The following is a 22652-nucleotide window of genomic DNA, read 5'->3' on the forward strand; positions in this document are numbered from 1 at the left end:
TCGTTTTACGACTGCAGCACGTATTCATTAAATAGACTAAGTACAGGGCAGCAAGATTGCCAACACTATGGGTCACAATATCAAATAACGGAGTAAAAGATGGATTACAGCCGCGGTACATGTTCGCCCCTAGTGTTGCTTGTTATATTAAGTTGCTTGGCAGGTTGCGCATCTAAAAACGCACTTGAGCAGGGGTCAGGCCAAAGCCAATTGTTTCAAAGTGGATTAGGCCAACCCCAAGCCTCGGTTGAACGTAACGATATGATTGAGGTTGAAACTTCAAATGGTGTAGTTGCCATTACTCCTACCGTAGTGGGTTATGCTGACTCACAGTTTGATGACCCTTTTGAATCCATTAATCGCCCAGTGTTTGCTGTAAATCATGTGGTTTATACGTGGGTCCTCAATCCGCTAGCCAAAGGTTACACCGCTATCATGCCGGATCCTGTAGAGGCGGCAGTTAGTCAATTTTTCAGTAATTTACGCGAACCCTTAAACGCTGTGAATCACCTGTTACAAGCTAACGGTAGTGATATGAGTAGTAGTTTAGGGCGCTTCTTAATCAACAGCACGATAGGTATATTTGGACTGTTTGATCCGGCCCAAGCTTGGTTTGAAATTGAACCGCGAAAAGCCACCCTAAACGATACGTTAACATCCTGGGATCTAGGTTATGGCGCTTATGTGGTGTTACCTATACTGGGGCAAAGTGATGTAAGAAATGGTTTATCAACGTTAACTGAATCGGCATTTGCTCCCGTCACTTTTGTATCTGAGCCACCGCAAACTCAATACATCCAAGCCTATGATGGTTTTCATGAGTTTGCTCCAAGAGCAAGCAGCTACGAAACCTTATATCAAGAAAGCGACGATCCTTACGTTTTTTTCCGTAATATGTATATGCAAACCCTGTTGAGAGACAAAGAATATCAAGATACCCAAAAGCTAAAACCAGCGACAACAGTTGCGCCAGTTAAGGCCAATACCCATGACTGAACAACGCAACCTTTGGCTTACAAAAAAACCACTGCTAACAGTCGTCGCTGTGTTACTGATAACCTTATGCCTTGGTTGGTTTGTACAATATTTTAAAATAGATGCGTCTGCCGAAACATTGCTCGTAAAAGACAACAGGCTTTATATACAAAGTCAGGTAATGAATGAAAGGTTCTCACCTGACGAATTTATATTATTGGCTTACGAACCTAAAAATCATGACCTATTTAGTGACCAAACCTTTGAAGACATCCAACTCCTGTCTGCGAAGTTAAAAACCTTACCTAGGGTTCAAAGTGTCACTCACATACTCAATGTCCCTTTATTGTCACAAATGAATGAACTTGATCCCAATCTTGTCGCATCAGATTGGACTTGGCTAAGTAAACAGTTTAGCCACCAGACAATGCGTCAGACCTTCGACCAACATCCAATTTTTACCGACTTGTTGGTGAATCAAAAAATGTCGGCTACATCGATTCAAGTAATATTTAAAAAACACCCCGAACTATCTGAAATCGAAAGCGACATAATTAACCTTAATAAAAAACGTTTAACCCAAGAATTTACCCCTGAAGACGAAGAAAAAGTTCAACAGCTAAAGGCGCAAGCCGACCCCATTCGACAAGAGGTCAATATTCAACGAGAGCAAGAAATACAACAAATATATGCCTTTGCCGATACTGTCAAAAACAATGCTAGGGTTTATTTAGGTGGCTCTTACGTTTTGGGTCATCAGTTAATTAACATTATCCGCGCCGACCTAAAATTATTTGGTAGCGCTATTGGTCTCGCCATTTGTATGATGTTGTTCATTTTATTTAGAAGTTGGCGCTGGGTTGTTATTCCAATTGCATGCTGTGCCACCAGCGTGGTTATGACCATGGGCTTGTTTGGCATTTTTGACTTGCGAACGACTGTCATTTCTTCGAATTTTATCGCATTACAACTGATTCTTACTCTGGCGATATGTGTGCATTTAATCGTGCAGTATCGGCAACTTGCTAGTGATGATGCTAAAGCCACCCAAGCACAATTAGTGTCTCAAACCCTAAGACAAAAAATTAAACCCTGTTTTTATGCTGGCATTACCACTTCGGTAGGCTTTGGGTCGCTGATTTTTAGCGGCATTCAGCCCGTAGTGAGTTTTGGTTGGATGATGATCATTGCCATGTTGGTCTCAATTGGCCTTTCATTAATATTTCTGCCCGCGCTACTGTGTTTATTTCCTCGTAGTCAAGCAATGGCACCTAACAAAATCAGTCAACGTTTCGTTCAATGGGTCTCAGTCATCACTTTAAAGCATTCGACTAAGGTGGTGGTGGTGTTTGCTGTGATTACCGCTATTGCTATTTTAGGCGTATTCCGGCTCAGCGTAGAGAACAGCTTTTTGAATTACTTTGCGAAAGACACCAAAGTACGTCAAGAATTAACCTTTATTGACCAACAATTTGGCGGCTCTACACCTTTTGATATTATTATCGATGTGCCAGAAAACATGCAAAAAACAGACTTAGCCTTAAGTGCCAAAAGCATACAACAGTTGCAAATAATCCAAACCATACTTAAACAATATCCTGCTAGTGGTAACACCACCTCAGTAGTTAACTTTACTGAATTGGCCATGAAGTTAAACCAAGGGCGTCCGCTGACTGAATACGAACTCACCGCCATCTACCACTTAGTCGATGAAAATTTACGAGAGTCTTTATTGGGCAGTTATTTTTCAATAGAGAACCAACAATTGCGCCTAAGTAGCAGAGTCAAAGACAGTACTGAAGGTTTTAATCGCAAAGAGTATCTCGAAAACTTGCGTATTGACCTAGAAAAAAACGGTATCGCAGAAGACCAATATCAGTTTACTAATCTTTTTGTGTTGTATCAGGACATATTACAACGCTTATTTAACTCACAAATTTTAACCCTAGGAATAGTCTACATCGCCTTATTATTAGTGATGTGGGTGCTGTTTAAACGATTATCGGTGGCGTTAATTGCACTCATACCCAACGTGATTTGTACCTTAGTAATTTTAGCGGTAATGGGGTATGCAAATATCCCCCTTGATCTGATGACCATTACTATTGCGGCCATAGCCATGGGCATTGCGGTGGACGATACCATACATTTTGTACATCACTATCTGAATGGTGATGCATCACCAACCAAGGCTGTTAAACAGGCGTATTTTAGTGTGGGTTACGCGATGTTATTTACCACCATGATCATTTGCGTGGGTTTTGCGTTACTAGCGTTTTCTGATTTTGTTCCCAGCATGCTGTTTGGCTTACTAACCGCGTTAGCCATGATAGCCGCTCTCATCACCGACCTGACTCTGTTACCTGCTTTGTTGACCCACTACATTTCCCCTGCGACGCAAAAAAGTAGCTAGAGAAGTCATTGTCGACTATGTTGACACTGACTTCTGTAACGAAATATTCAACATTTCTCAAGGCTTTATTGACATACATACCTAGATAAATGTCTTTTGGTCATTGTCGATATCATGGTCTATCCACAAGCTTGATTATATTTTCATTATCAATAGAATGTGTAAAAAAAACACCTAGATAAAAACAACTACACGGAGATGTTTAAGGGATATGTACAGAAAAATTATCATCGCATTATGGTTTCTACTGCCAATCAACTCGTTACACGCTGAATCATTACCAATAGAGTATTTCAACCAGATGCCAATGCTGCAACAACCGATTATTTCGCCAAACGGTGAGCATCTAGCGGGGATTTATAACAGTAATAGCAACACCCAAGTAGTAGTGATGCCTTTTGGTTCGCAAGATCTCAAAGCACTAGTAACTTTGGGTGGTGAAAAATATCGAATCGAGAGTATTGATTGGGCAAATGACAAAAGGTTACTGATTAACGTCAGCCAACCTTATGAATTTAATGGCTTAAAATTAAGAACGACCCATTTATATTCTGCAGATATTGAGGGTAAAAACGTATTTGAAATGCGCCGTTCAACCAACGCCCGAGTTAGCACCAAAACGACCGAATTAGACTTTTATTATAACAGTCCCAATTTACTGAATATTTTGCCTAATGACGCAGATCACATTTTGGTTACCACCAGAGACTCAAGGGATGGCAACTACGCTTCCGTTTACAAAGTGAATGTGAATAATGGAAAGTTTGAGAAGCATATTGCTAATAGCAACAGGATCACCAATTGGATAACCGATAAAAATGGTGAAATATTACTGGCAATTGGCGGTAGTGATAGGGCTCGCAACGAAACAAAGTACGTTTACGTCAGAGAAAATCAAGAGGCTGATTGGAAGCTGATCAAGCAGTATACCCCTTTTGAATCAGAAACCTTCGACCCCATCATGTATGAAAAAGAAACCAATTCTCTGTTGTTATTATCTGATCATCAATTAAATAAAACCGCCTTATGGCGCTTCGATATCGAAAAAAACCAGTTTTCCGATCTGGTAGCACAAGCGCCTGGAAAGTTTGATATTACCAATGTGATTTTTAAACCCAGTCATACTGAAATGAATGTCATTGGTTATAGCTACGTTGATAATTTTGTGCGACGAGTTTATTGGGATTCGGAACAAAAAAACATCGGTGACCAGTTAGCACAATTACTGTCTAAAAGTGGCCTGCAAAGTAACATTTATGATTATAGCCTGGACGAAAACCGCTACATCATTTCTGCCCTAAGTGACACAAGTCCTGTTAAATATTACTTGTTTGATAAGACAAAAAAGAGTCTGGGTCTTTGGTTTAGTCAGTTCCCTTACCTTGAAGGTAAATCGCTGGCCAATGTGACTCCCATCACTTTCAATGCTAGAGATGGTATGGAAATTTATGGGTACATCACTTTACCCGTTGGTGTCGAAAAGCCCCCTGTTATTGTGTTTCCTCACGGAGGGCCATATGCCAGAGATTATCAATATTTTGACCCCTATGTACAAATGATGGCAAATGAAGGGTATGCAGTGTTGCAAGTTAACTTCCGCGGCTCAACTGGTTACGGTAATAAATACATGACAAGTGGCTACCATCAATGGGGCAAAGCCATGCAAACTGACCTATTAGATGCTTACGACTGGTTATTAGCAACGGAATTAGTACATAAAGATAAAGCCTGTATAGCCGGTGCCAGTTATGGTGGCTACGCGGCTTTAGTGGCCGGTTACCAAACTCCGGAATTGTTTGACTGTATTGTGAGTATTGCAGGTGTTTCAGACTTAAATAATCAAATGACCATGTGGCGAAGATTAGGCTATTTTGATTATATTGATAATGCGGTAAGTGATGATGACACCGATATTAAGGCGGTTTCACCTTACTACCACGCTGATAAATTTAAGAAACCTGTACTACTTATACATGGCAAAAAGGACACTCGGGTTAGTTACCGTCAGTCTAGTTCGATGTACGACCAGTTAAAATCAGAGGACGTAGACGTTACCTATAGAGAATTTGAATACGGTACTCATTACTTGGACGATGCCACAAATCGTGTCAATGCGATGAAATTGATGAAGGATTTTTTTGAAGAACACTTAAAATAATCCAGTGCAACAGGATGGAGCAGATTGAAGAGTCTGTTTCATCTTTTTCTATTTAATGTTTGTAGGCAATAAGACTACTTTAGCAACAGCTAGCAATCGATCACCGCTCTGCGTGCCACACAAAAGCGTCGTGTTTTCTAAAATAACGTCTATTTTGAGACTGAATAAATCGAAGCCACTCTCTTATTAATTGTCTTTAAATCATCTTCAGCTAACGACAGTTTATTTTGTTGCTCTTCAATCATCTTAGTTTGGCTAAAAACGAAATGTTTGTGTTCGTCATTTTGGGCTTCCATTATCAAATTATGCAACGAATCAAGTAGCCTAATAGTCACAGCAACATCACGATTCGCCTGTTGCCTTATTTGTTCAAATGCAGCGCTGGCAATATCTCGAAACGTTAGCACCTTGCAGCTTAATCGCAGCATACCGGCTTGGTCAAAGTCCTGGGGCGAAGGAAAGTTTCTTTTTGTGAGTCCACACAGCACCGCATTTAATTTATCGATACAAGTGATGGCTGTATAGGGGTCATTTATACCGGGTGAAAGCGCACGTAACGCAATTTCTACCAGTTGATGTATAGCAAATTCTGGATCTTGTACTGGGGTTCTACGCGCACCTAATATTATCTTACCTGCGGCGTCATTGATTAAGGTTTTAGGCACTGCCATGTTCGAATGAACAACAGCTATCACGGCGTCTTTAACAATGAAGTCCCCAGGTCGCAAACAACACTCAATCAACACATTATGTTTAGTGGCGAGAGTGACTAGGGCTTGTTGATCTATGGTTTGAACATAACCACTGCACTTTGCTGCTACCTTGAGTTGCGTATGTCGCTGTGAAACATCAGGCTCTATGAGCGCACTATTTTCCGCAAAATTTTGTTGTTTTGAATTGGTAGGAAACAGGTTTTGGATGGCGTTTTGAAGTTCTTCATAAACATCATCAATAACCACATCTGCCTGAATGGATTTAGCCACATGGTGAATAAAGTAAATCAACACCCCAACGCTAATGCAGGTCATGAGCACGGCGATTACAACAGTTAAACCGGGCTTAAATGTGTAAGGGGCTTCAAAGCTAATAGCGCAAAAAACTAAAATACAATATAGAAAATTCGAGATAAATGCCCCCAGTACCACTTGCGTACCTGGGTCCATCATGAAATTTCGTAATAGGCGAGGCCCAAATTGTGAAGAGGCTAACGTTAACGCAACAATAGTGATGGAAAACGCGATGCTCGTTACCGTAATCATAGCGCCAGCAATCGTCCCTAACAACGACCTAATAGCGTCAACATCAATAGCATAAATAAGGGGAATCTTAAGCTTAGAATTATTTATATAAGACGCATCAAAATACACCGAAGCGACGGCTAAAATGATAGAAGAAAACACCATAACGCTGGGCACAAACCAAAAACTGGTGCGCGCTTTTTCTATTATGGGTGCATATTTGACAACATTAAATAACATCACGTTTCCTTGTTTTTCTTCGCCTAGTCATAAAAGGGTTATGGACTTTTTTAAGTGTAGAACTAGTCCTTACGCTAAAACATTTAAAGAGCTAGGTTGCACCCTTAGTAAAAGTTCAGCAGCTTGGCGATTTTCACCATCTATCATGTACTTTAGATCTGCACTACTTGATATTCGAACTTGGCTACATTGCGTAAATTGAATATCAGGGTTTGCCACTTCCCCTGCTAAACCACTAAAAGCCAAATCAGCCAAATTAAACACTTGTTCAGATACAGTATTGTCGGCGGGCAACCAAGTTATATCCAATAAACCGTCTGTCACTTTAGGTCCCCCTCCTCCTTGAGCAAGTACCGTAGAAAATGGTGCAGCATTGGCAACCACCAAACTTGTGGTTTCGATCGTCATTTTGGGATTATCGTCAATCTTTAGTTCTAGCTGGTAGCTTTGCTGAAGTTGAACTGCCTCCCACAACCCTTTGAGGTACGCAAATTGCCCCCCTAGATCTTTCTCTTTGCGATCTGCCGATTCAATCATCTTCTGCCCAAAACCAATACTAGCCATTAGTAATACCAGTTCATCGTTACATAAAGCCGTATCTATGATTCGAGACTGGCCAGCAATGATTAGGTCACAACATAAATCTATCGGGTACACTTTTGAGCCAGTACCATGTAAAACATGGCTAAACGCGTTAGTGGTGCCCATAGGCATCATCCCTAAAATACACTCAGTATTCACAACAACCGAGGCGACTTCTGAAATAGTGCCGTCACCGCCACAGGCCACTATGACCTTAAATCCGTTTTCCACGGCTTTTTTAGCGAGACTTTGGGCTGTTAGATCGACTTTAGTTTCAAAAACTGACAACGAATATTTAAGGGACAAACGTTGTATAATCTCATCCTTATTATTTTGCCACTTGCCGCCACCAGAGACAGGATTAGCAATAATTGCCAAAGGTTGTTTTTTTGTGAGGATCCCAGAGGTCTGAATTTTTCTGAGCGCTTTTAGCTGTTTTCGATTCAAACCCGCAGTGCTGCGCACACCTTGAATAGTTTCCAGTGCGGTACCAACATCCCAATCTGGATTTTTGCTGAGTAAATACGCAGCCATCACAAACACCGATCTGCCTCGACCTAGGGCGCAGTGAATCACCACTGAATGCTCACGAGTCTGCATGTCTATCCAGTTAACTGCATGTATTAATTGCTCATTAGTAGGATTTTGATGATCGAGAACAGGAAGATTTAAATAATGGAGATTCGCCTCTGTTGCGGACCAATCTAGGCCATCAAATTCAGCCGTCACATCGAGAATAGCCCGAATATCATTGTGTTTAAGTTCATCTATATCTGAAGGAAATAACCTGCACGCTAAGAACAAATTATCAGCGATTTTTTGAATCGCTGGTACTGAATCATTGTTACGTGCCCAAGCGTTGTATAGTTGCGCGCCAAGAAGAAAAGGGATAAACAACCACCTGATATAAAAAGGTATCGAGCCGTCGTGTTTTTTCCTGAAGATTTCAGGTCGCTCAAAAATGTAGGCAACAGAAACGGCGCAGAGTGATCCCCCAATCCAAAACCATACAACACTGAAATAGACGCTTGGCGAGTGGACACCCGCCCAAATTGCTAAACATGCCGCTACTATGTAGTAATAGGTGATTGCCATTTTTGCTCTCTCTGTTTTTTAATCTACTTAACGTTTTGATTTAGTTTTCTTGGCAAACATCATTAATCCACCTACGGCAATCACGGTTAACAGTCCGAATGCCACTAAGAACGTCGTGATAAATCCACCATTACCTAAGCTTGTTGCGCTGAGTAAAAAACCTGTAGTAATAATCACAGCAATAGCCAATACTTTTAATAACATCTTGCTACCCTCCTAATTCCTATTTGATTGATTGTTTCTCTGTTTAACTTCAGCCATAAAAAAAGGGCCAAAAAGCCCTTTCTTATGCAAAGTGTTGCTGATTAACAGTTGTCGTTTTCAGCCTTTGCCGCTTCTTTTAGGTCTTCACAAGCATCTTCAACTGCATTGCCCGCGTCTGTTGCAATTTCGTCTAGTTTTTCACCTGCATCTTCTGCTTCACCATCACAAGCAGATAAAGCAAATACCGCAGTTAAAGCAAGTAAAGTCGTAGTAAAATATTTTAAATTTTTCATGGTTCTCTCCGTTTCAATTAATATAGTAAAATTAGTGGTTAAAATTTACGCCCCTAAACTTTCGGGGATTTTCCTCTTAGTGCGTTTGATATAAGTGATAACACCAGCAGCACGATAAAAATAAAGAATATGATTTTAGCAATACCTGTTGCAGCGCCTGCTATACCACCAAAACCAAAAACTGCAGCTACGATGGCGATAATAAAAAATGTTAATGCCCAGCCCAACATAATAATTTTCTCCCGTTTGTTATGTTTTATGATTTGACACTTTAGAATATGCGACATCTATGCCAAGCATTAAATAAACATTAAGCAGTTGTTTTATATGAATTTTATTCACAAGCGAGATATTATCTTTTAAACTTCTATAATCTAATTGTGAAAAATTTACACACTCACTAAGAACAAGTTTCATTATTTACATATCTTTAAATTAAAGAGACCATCAGCAACTCAGAACAGAGCCTCTTACAAGGATGCCTTGTTAACACCAAACCAATTAAAGTTAGGATCAATTACTTAAAACTGTTAATTTTTATTTGAGATAGTGACTCAGGATGACAATTTGCATTTTTTGCAGGCGTTACGGGAATAAATGCTCCCCTTTTTAGATATCAGTCATTAGCAACCGATAGTACAATGCAAAGTGATATACGTACTCGGGATTACCCTTGGAGATTTACCCAATGTTCAAATCGATAAAACTAGCTATCTTTGTCCTGACGATGAGTTTTAACGCTTTAGGAAAGCCGTCAGAAGACCCCTATATTTTTGTTAAAGATGTAGCGACGGCAACTTTCGCGAAAATGAAACAAGATCAAACGCTAATTGAGAGCAATCCTGACACGTTGAAAAAAATTGTAGAGCAACAGTTGTTGCCACATGTAGATCACGTATATGCGGCTTTAAGTGTGTTAGGTACGCAGGCAAAAGATATACCTCGTGAAAAGCTGATTGTATATTTTGAGGAATTTAGGGTGTATTTGTTATCTACCTATTCTAATGCGTTAAGCAGCTATAAAAATCAAAATGTAGAGTTCGAGCCTTCTCGACCTACCGAAAACAAAAAGACAGTGCCAGTTAAAGCCATCATTAAGGAATCTGGAAAACCAGATATTAGCATCACCTTTCAAGTGCGCCGCAACAAAGAAGGCGAGTGGAAAGCCTACGATCTTATAGCCGAAGGAATAAGTCTGGTGCAATCCAAACGAGCAGAGTTCGCCCCTATTGTTCGCCAGCAGGGTATTGATGCGGTGATCGATTTTATGCGGGTGAAAAGTACTCACCCCCCAAAATCTGATAAGTAAACTAGACAACTAAATGTCCAATACTCACCCAAAAACTCAGGCTATGTTGTGGGCAATCAATAATATTGGTAAGCCCCACTCGCCCCTACCCACAACCGTTGAACAAACCACTGATGATCCCTCTTCTTTAGGGTTTGATTGGTTTCATATTCAATCTGATACTAAAGATTCGAAACAATGTTTACAGGGTTTGGGGTTACCAAACGAAATAATAGATGCACTTTGCACTGCTGAAACTCGCCCTAAAGCGATACAGCTAGGTGACGGAATGCTGCTGTACTTACGAGGAATTAACCACAATCCTGATGCTGATCCTGAAGATATGGTGTCGTTGCGTTTATGGATTGGCGAAAACATATTAATTTCTGCTAGGCGTAAAGACCGGCAATTATTATCAGTACAAGATGCGAAAGAAGAACTTGAAAAAGGCCAGATTCCTGAGGCGCCATTGGACTTAGCACTAAGAATTATTACCAAAATTGCCGACAGGATCAGCGAGACAGTGGATGTTTTAGATGAAGATCTCACCGAATTCGAGGCATTAGATAAATCTGACAAACGAGATAGAATAAAATTGTCGATGATCCGCCGCCAAGCCGCAGCTATTCGCCGTTATTTAGCACCGCAACGAGATGCTCTTGATGCCATGTATCGCTTCAACAAATCCTTGAATCAACAACAGGCGTTTGAATTGCGAGAGCAAACTGACCGAATGACTCGCTACGTTGAAGACCTAGATCTGGCTAAGGAGCGGGCCATGGTATTACAAGATGAGTTACGTAACCGGATTGCCGAACAACAAGGGATGCGCATGTACGTGTTATCTTTGGTCACCGCAATATTTCTACCTTTATCCTTTCTAACTGGTATATTTGGAATGAATGTAGCGGGTTTACCCGGCACCGAAGAGCCTAATGCCTTTGTATATTTAACCGCTACCATGGTTATTTTAGCGGTGATATTGTTGATTGGCATGTTGTGGAAAAAGTGGTTTTAGATATTTTATTAGGAGCAAACTGGTGATTAAACCCCTTGTTATAGTTCTGAGTCTGTGGGCTCTTGGAAACACACCAGCCTATTCCCAAGTAGAAAAATCCTTTGAAATTGTAAAGGCTAAAACAATTAACCGGAATTTGGCACGGCAATTTCCCATTGAAAAGTCCTTCCAAGGGATCGAAGCAAGCTTTTCTGATGCGCAAATTCTCATAGATACCTTAGATCAAACGGTTAAATTACAAATGTTAGTATCTGCCAGTAAGGATAAACAAGAGTATTCCGCAAAATTAGTATTTGTTGGCAAAATGGAGTTTGACCAGTTTTTAGAGTCGTATTTATTTGAAGATTTGCGGTTAGATAGCTATCGAGTTGAACAAGATTCTTATGTTGACTCGCAACCCACTGAAAAAGCCATCAAACAAAGCCTCATCAACGACTTCGAAGATATAAAGTTATTTAACCTCACAAAATTGAACGCATTTGTTCCTAAACGTAAAGCTGACAAAATTGAAATTTCCACGGGACAACTGCGATTTATATGGCATTAGAATAGCCGTTTACACAAGCTAATCTGTCACTGAATATTGGTATTCAATAGTTAAAGTATGGCTTAGCATTTTCTGCTAAGTTAGGAGTGTTAACGTATTTGGTTTATTTTATTTAGACAACTACAAGAGTTGAGCAGTATGACGACTAGAAAATTTGGCCGTGTATTTCTAAAGACGATAAACAATTCATTTTGTTTTACCTTTATTGCCGTAATCCTATTCGATCCGGTTGTTATGGCAAAAACCCTTTACATTACAGACCAATTTAATAAACCAATCGAAAATGTAGTGGTAAGTTTTGCTACAACTAAGCCAACTCAAGCTGATAATGTTAAGCTTTTGGTAATGGATCAAATCGATAAACAATTTTCACCTCGACTATTAGTAGTCCAAAAAAATCAACGCGTTTCTTTTCCAAATAGCGACAACATTCGCCACCATCTCTATAGTTTCTCAAAGCCTAAACCTTTTGAATTTAGAATGTTCAAAGGAGGGGATACAAAAGAGTTGGTATTTGATCAAGCAGGCATTGTGGTTCTTGGCTGTAATATACACGATCAGATGGTAGGCTACATTTATGTCGCCGATAATGAGCAAACCGTTGTGTCTAATAAACATGGCTTAGCTGAAGTACCCGAAAACGGATTGATGTTGAAGTTATGGCACCCCAATTTGTCTACTAACAAGATACTCAGAAAGAACTTTCAACTGCCTGAAACATCGCTTGAGGCCCCCTTTCCAATTGTTTTGAATTTACTTGAAGATACAGTCATCCCAACTCAACGTACCTTTAAATCGAAGAAGTTTGACAGAGGAAATAACTAATTGACCCAAACTCCACTTAATCAGAGTATCTTCAGGCTAGTTGCAGGCTTAGTAATACTCACGGCACTCACAACCTTTATCAATGTTTGGATAGCCACCGATGAACAAACTCGAGAAAAGTTAGAACGAGACTTATCGATTGCAGAAAACGTATTACAACGAGTACTACAAAGTCGCGAAGATCTACTTTATATTTCAGCCTCGGTGCTCACCGCTGACTTTGGTTTTAAACAGGCCGTTGCATCCTTAGACAAAGGCACTATCGATAGCGCCTTATTTAATCACGGACAACGCATTAACGCCGATTTAATGGCCCTTGTATCCTTGACGGGAAGTTCAATCACCAGTGTGCCAGCAGCACTAAAAATGGATCAAGAATTTCCCTACCCACAAGCCATAGAGAGTGTGATTAGCAAAGGTGGTTACACTTCGCTGATGATGTTGAACAAACAACTCTACCAAGTCATCATGTTAACCGTTGACGCGCCGACCCCCATTGCCATTGCGTTAGTTGGGTTCAAGCTAGGCGACCCTATTTTAGCTCAGTTAAAAGATATAACTAAACTCGAAACAACCTTACAGGTATACAGCCAGCAAAACGAAATATTTAAAATTAGTACCTTACCGGCACCTTTGGTAGAACAAGCCTTAGCGCAAATCAATGAGCGCCCATCTTGGTTGTCTATTACCATAACTCAGGATACACCCTACGTTTCTCAACAATTTACTTTAAGCGATGCCCTCGAACACCAAACAATCATTACCTTATCTGAGGACGCACAGTTGCTTTTTGCAGACTTCAATTCACTGCAATTTAGTATTACTGCATTAGGTATAATCGTTATTTTGCTAGCGACGTTTTTAGCGGCGTTATTTTCACGAAGAATATCCAAACCATTAGTAGTTCTGGCCGATATAGCCAAACGAATAGCGGTGGGCGATTACACTAAAGATGCAGTAGTCGAGACTAAAACCACAGAAGTCAGCTTATTGTCTAAAGCCTTTAGCAAGATGCAAAGTAACGTGCAAACCCGTGAAGAAGAAATAATATTCCAGGCAAGACACGATGTTTTAACTTCGCTATATAACCGGCAGCATGTCGAAACCTTGCTAGAACAAAAGTTTAGTGACAACGACAATTTTGTGGCCATTGGCATTAACATTTTTGGCTTTCGTGGCATTAACGATGTATTTGGTTACCACAATGGCGATCATTGTCTTGAGGAACTAGCACAACGCCTCTCAAAATTTGATGGTATTGCTGCAAGACTAACGGGTGGAGAACTATTGTGGATACCCTCACAACAGCCATCTCAAGAATCGATTGAATCAATAAAATCAACATTGGAAGCACCAATCAATGCCATCGATGTCATTATCAATATAAAAGTCGCTCTAGGCTTAATATATTGTCCTAAAGATGCCAACAATGCAGAACAGGTATTTAAACGGCTCAATATAGTTTTGGATGAAGCACAAATCACTCGCCAATTTGTACTGGCCTTTGATTCTCCACTAGAAGCACGCTACTCGCGGCGCTTGTCTATTATTACCGAATTAAAAAACACCCTAGATCACCGCCAAGAAGAGTTAAGTCTCAACTATCAACCTAAACTCGACTTACAAGAGGGCAAAGTCACTCACGTTGAAGCCTTGATACGCTGGACAAATACCAGCTTGGGTTTTGTTTCGCCAGAAGACTTTATCGCTGTGGCAGAACAAGCAGGATTTATTGAAGGCATTACCAACTGGGTCATCAATCGCGCAATCAAGGATGCAGCGATATTCCGAGATGCCGAAGTAGATGTGTCGATAGCAATTAACCTTTCAGCAAAAGATATTATGAATCCCGCGCTATTACCTAACGTACTGGATTTACTTCAAGCAAATAACCTAAACACCCAATGTTTATCGTTTGAAATAACCGAGGGTGACTTAGTGAAAGACCACAACAAAGCCATCACCCACCTACAAGCGTTTCGAGATAATGGATTTGAAATAGCCATTGATGACTTTGGTACTGGATACTCATCCATGGCGTACTTACAAAATTTACCTGTCAACACTTTGAAAGTAGACAAGAGCTTTGTGCTTAATTTACATGAAAACCAAGGTGACCAAAAAATTGTTAAGACTGTTATCAGCCTTGCTCATAGTTTTGATATGAATGTAGTGGCAGAAGGCATAGAAAACATTCAAGCCTTAACACTTCTAGCGCAATGGGGCTGCGAGTTAGCCCAAGGTTATTATATTTGTAAGCCAACATCTGCAGATAAATTCATCTCATGGTATCAGGATAATCTAACCACCAAATGGCTATAATAAAAACAAACAATGGGCGCTTATATTGGTGCCAATCCTTAGTCATTTTTCTAGGTTTGGTTTCGCTTATCGCCAAGGCAAGTGACGGTAAACTAATAGGCACAGCGGGTCTAAATCAACTTGAAGGTAGCGGTGGCGGTGGCATCGTAACTTGGGCCACATTGGCAGGTTATGATTCTAGAGAGCAAATATCGGTGAACGCTTTTGGCACCCAAGTTTACCTAGATGACTACCGTTTAAACGTATTGGGTGTCAGTGCTTCTTTTTACGATAGAGTCGAAATAAGTATTGCCCAACAGCGTTTTGATTTGAAAACCCTAGGGGGTGATATTGAACAAAATATCTACGGTGTTAAATATCGAATTTATGGTGATGTGGTGTATTCAACTTGGCCACAACTTAGTGTGGGCATACAACACAAAACATTAGATGACGCCAGCATTGCGAATGCAGTAGGAGCAACAGATGACTCAAATGGAACGGATCTATATCTAGCGGCTACCAAAGTACATTTAGGGGCTATTGCTGGCTTTAACGCACTGTGGAGTGTAACGGCTAGAGCAACCAAGGCTAACCAGCTAGGATTGCTTGGTTTTGGTGGAATTAAAAATGATAGCTACCAAATTATGGCAGAAGCTTCGGCTGCTGTGTTATTGAGTCGACATCTCGCTGTTGGTGCAGAATATCGCCAAAAACCTGATAATTTAGGGCTAGGTGAAGAAGATTGGTTTGACCTATTTATTAGTTATATTCCCAGCAAAAATCTAAGCTTTACTCTGGCTTGGGCTGAGCTCGGCAGTATTGCCGGTGCAAACAACCAAAAAGGTCTATATCTGTCACTAAACGGGCAACTTTGGTAACCCTATGAAAACGCTAATTTTACTAGTTACTTTGTATTTACTGTTAAGTAGCTGCGCCACGCAAAACGGCAACACATATCAACAATTAGGCGGACAAGCCAAAATCGAAGAAATAGTCGATAATTTTATTTATGAAATTGAATTTGACTCGGTATTGTTCGAGTTTTTCAAAGATTCCGATATCAATCGTTTTAGAGAAAAACTTATCGAACACCTCTGTTTACTCACCGGTGGGCCATGCCAGTATACCGGTGATACTATGGAACAAGTGCATGCTGGCATGAATATCAGCGAATCAACTTTTAACCATGGCGTAGATCTATTTATCAATGCTATGACCCAGGCAGAAATCCCACACACGGTTCAGAACAAGGTTTTAGCTACGATGATACAGACCCGAAATCAGATGATTTACCAATGATTAAATTTTATTAAACATCACGATCCGCAGAGCTTTATGTACGAGGAAAAAATGCCCTATAGCAATGAAATAGTAAAAAGGAACAATGTAACGATCACCGGGTCAGGCGAAAAAACCCTGCTATTGGCCCATGGTTTCGGCTGCGATCAAAATATGTGGCGCCTAATGTTACCGGCGTTAATTCCACATTATAGAATCGTATTGTTTGATTATGTTGGATCAGGCAACTCCGACGTTTCTTATTATGATCAAGATCGATACAGTTCACTAGAAGGTTATGCTCAAGATATTCTAGACATTTGCCAAGCGTTGGATTTAGAGGATGTTGTATTGGTTGGCCATTCAGTTAGTAGCATGATAGGACTTATAGCTTCGATTCAACAGCCAAGTATCTTTAGTCGCTTAATAATGGTTTGCCCTTCTCCTTGCTTCTTAAATTTTAAGCCAGATTACTATGGAGGGTTTGAACAATCAGATTTAGAAGAACTACTAGATTTGATGGACAAAAATTATATTGGATGGGCAAACTATCTAGCCCCTCTTGTTATTGGGTCAGGCAGCTCCGAGGATTTTGTTGCTGAATTATCTGGAAGCTTTTGCTCGACGGACCCAGTAATAGCAAAAACATTTGCCAAAGCCACTTTTTTCTCTGATTATCGCAATTTATTGAGGAAAGCTAAACACCCTGTCTTAATTTTTCAAAGTAGCCAAGATTCATTAGCCTCCACTATCATTGGTGATTTTATGATGGAACAATTGCCAGAAGCGGAATTAAAATTAGTAGAAGCGAAGGGGCATTGTTTGCACATGACCCATCCTGACATCGTTAACCAATGTTTGAGGGAATACATTGCCTAAAAAAACAGAGCGAGAACTTTTGACGCCGGATGCATTTCAATTTGGCGCGTTAGTTACAAATGAAAAACGTATTATTACATACGCTAATGCGTATTTCTCTGATGAACTAAATTGGCAAATAGAATCGTTAATAGGTAAAAATGCTGATGAATTATTTACCCATTCTTCAAGAATATTTTGCGAGAGTTATTTAATGCCATTGTTGTTGCACGAAAAAAAGTGTGAGGAAATGCAACTAGCCTTGTTGGATGGTAAAGCACAACGCGTGCCTATTATAGTTAATGCCAGAATGGATGAAAAAGGACATATTTATTGGAGTTTTTTCAACGCGACCAAACGAGGCAGACTTTACGAAGAATTGATAGAAACCCGTAATATGCTAGAGAAACAAGCAAAAGTACTACATTCTAAGTCATCTACTGATGAATTAACTGGGCTTATGAATCGCCGGGAAATGAATCTACGGGCACCTGAGCTTATTAAACAAGCAAAACGATATGACCATACAATCGCCTTATTAATGATTGATATCGACCACTTTAAGAGAATAAATGATTCGTTTGGTCATTTAGAAGGCGATCGAATTTTACAAGAGTTAGGTCGTGCGTTGCAAACGTTTGGTAGAGAGACGGACTTAATTGCGCGCTTTGGAGGCGAGGAGTTTATTATGCTTCTGCCTGACACAGGAGTTAATGACGCTAATTTATTTGCTGAGCGTTTACACAGGTTAACATCAAAAATAGAAGTCGATGATTTTTCTATCACGGTGAGCATAGGAATCACTATGAGTGACGGGAGCCAGAGCCTACACGACTTAACTATGCAAGCTGATAGCGCACTGTATCAGGCGAAAGAAAAAGGTCGAAATAGAACCGAATTTTTTGAAGCCGAGATCCCTAGGCTTTCTACAACCAATTTGTTAACTTGAATCCAATACCTAACCTTTGGGAATGCTGGTTGTAATAAATTAGGCTTTCTCCATAACCATTAAAATATTCAACGTATCCTTGAAGGCGGCCATTAATCGGGAACGACCAGCCTAATTGGATCGCACCTCTATTATTATCTGTCCTTAGGTTATTGCGAAACATAAATTCTAGTGAATTATTTTCTGAAATCCGCCACAATCCTCCTAATTCACCGTACCCCATATATTTTTCAATATCGGGGTTGTCGTCACCTGATGGGTCGAGAGGGTCGATTTTTTCATCTTCTGGTAACCGGTACCAAGTTCGAAATCCCCAAAGCACATTGTCTGTTGGCGCGAAGGCAAAGGATAAAATCACCCTATTCCAACTTCTCGACAATAGCCCAGTTTGTCCGTTAGACTGGTGGTTAAATGACAATGAAGTTTGCTCTATTGGTAAGCCCAATAACGACCAAGAGTGATGATAATTGAATATTAACTCTGGTTCGTAATTTGTTTCTCGAAAAGGTGCTGAAATATCACTATTGTAGGCTTGCCACCAACTAGTGGTAGTGAAAGCAACCGCTAAATCAAGATCTTTAAATACCAAGTCTTGTACAGCTAAATACTTCAAAGAAACCTGAAACTTAACTTCAACGTCATCCAATTGAGAATCGACAGGGGTATCAATATAAGGTTCTTGATTGATATTAGTTATGCTCGCGGGTAGCACAAAATTGGGCTTGTGAGGCACTATCGCAAAACGATTTTTCGACGCTTGCTTTTCTAACTCAACGCGGTATTTGAGTAATGTAGGCGCTGTTTCTTCACAACTTTTCCTTAACTCAGCCACGGTTTGTTCAGGCTTTGCTTGTTTAAGGGCAACTAATAAACATTCGTCAAAAGCGTTGTGCTCAACAGACTCAGCTGCTGTAACCACATTAATAGTCGTTACACCCATACCTGCCAATAAAATCAATACAGCAATTTTCATCACTAAACCATTCCCAAAAACTTATAGCAACCTCTAACATCGCGTATTCTGACAGCACAGATGACGAATGCAAACAATCTCCCGTATTTCTATTATCTTTGTAGCCTTTTTAGTTTGTGATTACCTCTATTCAAACCAATGTTGAGTTTTATTAACAAAATACACCAATGACAACATCACTGGTACTTCTACTAATACACCCACTACAGTGGCTAAGGCGGCACCTGAATGTAACCCAAACAGTGATATTGCTACGGCTACCGCTAATTCAAAAAAGTTAGAGGTACCAATCATACTGGCAGGCCCTGCAACATTGTGGGGAAGTTTAAGGCGCTTAGCGATGAAGTAAGCGATAGCAAAAATACCATAGGTTTGAATAATTAGTGGTATGGCAATCAACAAAATCGCTTGTGGTTTATCTAGAATAGTTTGCGCTTGAAAACCAAACAGCAACACAACTGTTCCTAATAAGCCCACTATCGACCAAGGTTTAAGTTTTGCAACAAAACTATCAATGTTTTCTTGCTCATGATGTCCATCAACCTTTTTATCTAACATTGAACGAGTCAACGCCCCAGCCACTAAAGGTAACAAAACGTAAAGCACCACAGATATCAGCAAGGTATTCCAAGGCACTTGAATATCGCTAACGCCCAATAACAAAGCGGTGATAGGAGCAAAAGCAAAAATCATAATAATGTCGTTAATCGACACCTGAACCAAGGTATAATTGGCGTCGCCTTTGGTCATTTGGCTCCATACAAAAACCATAGCGGTACAAGGCGCTACACCCAATAAAATCATACCGGCTATATATTCGTTTGCCGATTGTGGATCGACCCAATCAGCAAAAAAACCTTTAAAAAACAACCAACCTAACGCAGCCATAGTAAAAGGTTTTATCAACCAATTAATTGCCAGTGTTAATGCTAAACCTTTGGGTTTCTTACCCACATCTTTAATGGATGAAAAGTCTATTTGGATCATCATGGGGTAAACCATTAACCAAATGAGTACTGCCACCACTATATTTACGTGGGCGTATTCTAGGCCCGCGACCAAAGCAAAAGTGTCTGGAATAAGTATTCCTAAGATTACGCCGGCTATAATGCTGATGCCGACCCAAACAGATAAATAACGTTCAAATAATCCCATGTCATAACCCCTTTAGATTGAACGCTGATTAACGCGCTCGGAGACTTGCTCTGCCGACTCGACGCGTTCTGAATAACGGTCAACTAAGTAGTCACTATTGTCTCGCGTCAACAATGTGAACTTCATCAACTCCTCTAAAACATCCACTATACGGTTGTAATAAGGCGAAGGTTTCATGCGATCATTATCATCAAATTCCATAAATGCTTTGGCAACTGATGATTGATTAGGAATAGTCAACATTCGCATCCAACGACCTAACACTCGCATTTGATTCACAGCATTAAACGACTGAGAGCCCCCCGAAACCTGCATTACGGCTAAGGTTTTACCTTGAGTGGGACGGACTGCACCAATGCTAAGTGGTACCCAGTCGATTTGACTTTTAAGTATACCAGTCATGGCGCCATGACGCTCCGGAGAGCACCAGACTTGACCTTCTGACCACATCATTAACTCTCGCAATTCCACCACTTTGACGTGGCTAGCGTCATCGCCATCTGGCATGGGTAATCCCGTAGGATCAAAAATTCGGGTTTCTGCTCCCATGGCATTTAATAAACGAGCCGATTCTTCAACAACTAAACGACTAAAAGAACGCGCTCGGAGTGAACCATAAAGTAACAGTATTTTAGGTTTATGATCTGAGCTTGTCTTAACAAAACTTTGGTTATTAGGCACATTAAATTGTGTCACATCGAGATTAGGCATAGTTGCATCAAGTTTAGGCATTAGGCCGCTCCTAATTCTGCAAGCGCCGCTTTAAATGCGACCTTGTCTTTAACATCAACATCAAGCTCAACTAACTGAAACACTCTGTTTTTTATCTGCTCAATCGTGGACCTAAAGGCTTCGGCAAGTTGTTCTTCGGTTCCTTGCAACTTAGATGGATCTGCCAAACCCCAGTGTACTTTTAGACTTTTACCAAACCATAAGGGGCAACTTTCGCCAGCTGCGGAATCACACACAGTCACCACTAAGTCCGCGTCGAATGCTTCAAAATCATCCCAAGACTGACTGTGCAATCCATCGGTTGCAATACCCGCTTCTTGTAAATATTTAATCGACAAGGGATGCACCTCACCAGCAGGTTGGCTGCCAGCACTTTTTGCTACGATTTTGCCGTCAGAAAAATGATTAGTAATAGCTTCCGACAAAATACTGCGGCAACGATTATGGGTACAAATGTATAAAACTTTCATGCAGACACTTTCCATTTCATTAATACGGTTAACAACAGCTAACTTGTTGGTTAGCTAAATCTAGGTTTTTTAAACTTTCATCTAAATAGGCTGGGTTGTTTTTTGTGGTCACTTTAAGCACCTCTAGTGCCCACTGAGGTAAAGCGTGATTAAGTTGATAAAACACCCATTTCCCGCGCCGGTTATCAGCCAAAATCTCACATTTACGTAACTCAGCTAAATGCCGTGATACTTTAGGCTGGCTTAGCTTTAATGCACTAATCAAATCACACACGCACATCTCACCTTTAAGGGTGATCAATAATAAACACTTCAGCCGAGTGTCATCTGATAGACATTTATAAAAAGAAACCGGATTCATCAAAGTTTAGGCTACGTCCAACTCATAACATATGAAATATCATATATATGAAATTTCATATGTCAATGAGATATGAAGCGGATTTGTTGCAGTAAATTTGGGATTTGCTAGACGAGGTAAGCGACTTCCCAGCAAAACTGTTAGTATAGGGAGGTGTTTTTTAAGGTGCGTTATATGCCACAAGATTTACCCTACTTGGCCCACTACCCCGTTCATTTGCAGAATGAGATCAGTCGTTTAATTGAAAATAATAAACTAGGGAATTGGTTACGTAGCCGTTACCCAAACATTCACAAAGTAGCCAACGATAATGATCTACGAGATTATGCGTTAGCCTTAAAAAACCAATATATGAAAAAGACCCAACCACTCAGCAAGGTGATTTACGACGGTAAAATTCATATAGTCAATCATGCCTTGGGTTTACACAGTTATGTGGCGAGAGTGCAAGGCGGTAAGTTAAAAAGTAAAAATGAACTACGTATCAGCACATTGTTTAAACACACCCCTGATGCGTTTTTAAACATGATAGTGGTACATGAACTCGCCCACCTAAAAGAAAAACAACACAACAAAGCCTTTTATCAGTTATGCCAACATATGCTACCTGACTATCATCAAATTGAATTTGATGTGCGAGTGTATTTAACCGAGTTAGAACGCTCTGGTTGGGTATTTAAAGAGCCAAAGTAGCAA

Annotated in this window: 23 protein-coding genes; 13 read left to right on the forward strand and 10 right to left on the reverse strand. The window is 40.3% G+C overall.

Annotation, left to right across the window (positions count from 1 at the left end):
- The first annotated feature begins 99 nt into the window (after positions 1-99).
- The 3 genes from ABJK37_RS02690 to ABJK37_RS02700 all read left to right on the forward strand — a co-directional run bounded on the left by ABJK37_RS02690 (position 100) and on the right by ABJK37_RS02700 (position 5546).
- Positions 100-996 (forward strand): VacJ family lipoprotein, encoded by an 897-nt coding sequence (locus ABJK37_RS02690; RefSeq protein WP_348349836.1) that lies wholly within the window; start codon positions 100-102, stop codon positions 994-996.
- Positions 989-3388 carry an MMPL family transporter gene (locus tag ABJK37_RS02695; RefSeq protein ID WP_348349838.1) on the forward strand — a complete coding sequence of 800 codons (2400 nt, stop codon included), beginning with the start codon at positions 989-991 and terminating at the stop codon, positions 3386-3388. Before ABJK37_RS02690 ends, ABJK37_RS02695 begins: the two co-directional genes overlap by 8 nt.
- Before the next feature lie 211 nt (positions 3389-3599).
- On the forward strand, positions 3600-5546 hold the full coding sequence (locus ABJK37_RS02700; protein ID WP_348349840.1) for an alpha/beta fold hydrolase: 1947 nt from the start codon (positions 3600-3602) through the stop codon (positions 5544-5546).
- 149 nt (positions 5547-5695) lie between these two features.
- Here the strand turns inward: ABJK37_RS02700 and ABJK37_RS02705 are convergent, their stop codons facing one another.
- The 5 genes from ABJK37_RS02705 to ABJK37_RS02725 all read right to left on the reverse strand — a co-directional run bounded on the left by ABJK37_RS02705 (position 5696) and on the right by ABJK37_RS02725 (position 9428).
- Entirely contained in the window at positions 5696-7024 is a 1329-nt protein-coding gene (locus ABJK37_RS02705) for a DUF2254 domain-containing protein (RefSeq protein WP_348349842.1), read from the reverse strand.
- Positions 7025-7093: 69 nt separating this feature from the next.
- A complete protein-coding gene (locus ABJK37_RS02710; protein WP_348349844.1) occupies positions 7094-8701 on the reverse strand; it encodes a diacylglycerol kinase family protein in 1608 nt (535 codons plus the stop codon).
- 27 nt (positions 8702-8728) lie between these two features.
- Positions 8729-8905 (reverse strand): hypothetical protein, encoded by a 177-nt coding sequence (locus ABJK37_RS02715; RefSeq protein WP_348349846.1) that lies wholly within the window; start codon positions 8903-8905, stop codon positions 8729-8731.
- A gap of 101 nt (positions 8906-9006) precedes the next feature.
- Entirely contained in the window at positions 9007-9198 is a 192-nt protein-coding gene (locus ABJK37_RS02720; protein WP_348349848.1) for a hypothetical protein, read from the reverse strand.
- A 53-nt stretch (positions 9199-9251) separates the two neighbouring features.
- On the reverse strand, positions 9252-9428 hold the full coding sequence (locus tag ABJK37_RS02725; RefSeq protein WP_348349850.1) for a DUF1328 domain-containing protein: 177 nt from the start codon (positions 9426-9428) through the stop codon (positions 9252-9254).
- 458 nt (positions 9429-9886) lie between these two features.
- Between ABJK37_RS02725 and ABJK37_RS02730 the strand changes: the two genes are divergently transcribed.
- The 9 genes from ABJK37_RS02730 (at position 9887) to ABJK37_RS02770 (ending at position 18265) form a co-directional block, all read left to right on the forward strand.
- Positions 9887-10507, forward strand: coding sequence for an ABC transporter substrate-binding protein (locus tag ABJK37_RS02730; protein ID WP_348349852.1), 621 nt, complete (start codon positions 9887-9889; stop codon positions 10505-10507).
- 13 nt (positions 10508-10520) lie between these two features.
- A complete protein-coding gene (locus ABJK37_RS02735; RefSeq protein WP_348349854.1) occupies positions 10521-11504 on the forward strand; it encodes a zinc transporter ZntB in 984 nt (327 codons plus the stop codon).
- A 22-nt stretch (positions 11505-11526) separates the two neighbouring features.
- Positions 11527-12051: a hypothetical protein gene (locus tag ABJK37_RS02740; RefSeq protein WP_348349856.1), complete on the forward strand. Its 525-nt coding sequence runs from the start codon at positions 11527-11529 to the stop codon at positions 12049-12051.
- Between the two features lie 138 nt (positions 12052-12189).
- Positions 12190-12876: a methylamine utilization protein gene (locus tag ABJK37_RS02745; protein WP_348349858.1), complete on the forward strand. Its 687-nt coding sequence runs from the start codon at positions 12190-12192 to the stop codon at positions 12874-12876.
- Entirely contained in the window at positions 12877-15198 is a 2322-nt protein-coding gene (locus ABJK37_RS02750) for an EAL domain-containing protein (RefSeq protein ID WP_348349860.1), read from the forward strand.
- Positions 15189-16058: a DUF3034 family protein gene (locus ABJK37_RS02755; RefSeq protein ID WP_348349862.1), complete on the forward strand. Its 870-nt coding sequence runs from the start codon at positions 15189-15191 to the stop codon at positions 16056-16058. The genes ABJK37_RS02750 and ABJK37_RS02755 overlap by 10 nt, the downstream gene beginning before the upstream one ends.
- 4 nt (positions 16059-16062) lie before the next feature.
- Positions 16063-16479 carry a group 1 truncated hemoglobin gene (locus tag ABJK37_RS02760; RefSeq protein WP_348349864.1) on the forward strand — a complete coding sequence of 139 codons (417 nt, stop codon included), beginning with the start codon at positions 16063-16065 and terminating at the stop codon, positions 16477-16479.
- Between the two features lie 51 nt (positions 16480-16530).
- Entirely contained in the window at positions 16531-17337 is an 807-nt protein-coding gene (locus ABJK37_RS02765) for an alpha/beta hydrolase (RefSeq protein ID WP_348349960.1), read from the forward strand.
- Positions 17330-18265: a diguanylate cyclase gene (locus ABJK37_RS02770; protein ID WP_348349866.1), complete on the forward strand. Its 936-nt coding sequence runs from the start codon at positions 17330-17332 to the stop codon at positions 18263-18265. Before ABJK37_RS02765 ends, ABJK37_RS02770 begins: the two co-directional genes overlap by 8 nt.
- Here the strand turns inward: ABJK37_RS02770 and ABJK37_RS02775 are convergent.
- From ABJK37_RS02775 to ABJK37_RS02795, 5 genes are all read right to left on the reverse strand, one after another.
- Positions 18243-19238: a phospholipase A gene (locus ABJK37_RS02775; protein ID WP_348349868.1), complete on the reverse strand. Its 996-nt coding sequence runs from the start codon at positions 19236-19238 to the stop codon at positions 18243-18245. The genes ABJK37_RS02770 and ABJK37_RS02775 overlap by 23 nt on opposite strands.
- Before the next feature lie 126 nt (positions 19239-19364).
- Positions 19365-20393: an ACR3 family arsenite efflux transporter gene (arsB, locus tag ABJK37_RS02780; protein ID WP_348349870.1), complete on the reverse strand. Its 1029-nt coding sequence runs from the start codon at positions 20391-20393 to the stop codon at positions 19365-19367.
- A 12-nt stretch (positions 20394-20405) separates the two neighbouring features.
- On the reverse strand, positions 20406-21104 hold the full coding sequence (gene arsH / locus ABJK37_RS02785) for an arsenical resistance protein ArsH (protein ID WP_348349963.1): 699 nt from the start codon (positions 21102-21104) through the stop codon (positions 20406-20408).
- Positions 21105-21124: 20 nt separating this feature from the next.
- Positions 21125-21595, reverse strand: a complete 471-nt coding sequence (locus ABJK37_RS02790) for an arsenate reductase ArsC (RefSeq protein WP_348349872.1) — start codon at positions 21593-21595, stop codon at positions 21125-21127.
- 28 nt (positions 21596-21623) lie between these two features.
- Positions 21624-21956, reverse strand: coding sequence for a metalloregulator ArsR/SmtB family transcription factor (locus tag ABJK37_RS02795; RefSeq protein WP_348349874.1), 333 nt, complete (start codon positions 21954-21956; stop codon positions 21624-21626).
- A 174-nt stretch (positions 21957-22130) separates the two neighbouring features.
- Between ABJK37_RS02795 and ABJK37_RS02800 the strand changes: the two genes are divergently transcribed.
- On the forward strand, positions 22131-22649 hold the full coding sequence (locus ABJK37_RS02800; protein ID WP_348349876.1) for a M48 family metallopeptidase: 519 nt from the start codon (positions 22131-22133) through the stop codon (positions 22647-22649).
- Positions 22650-22652 lie beyond the last annotated feature (3 nt).

This window comes from Paraglaciecola sp. (assembly GCF_039964565.1).
GTDB lineage: Bacteria > Pseudomonadota > Gammaproteobacteria > Enterobacterales > Alteromonadaceae > Paraglaciecola.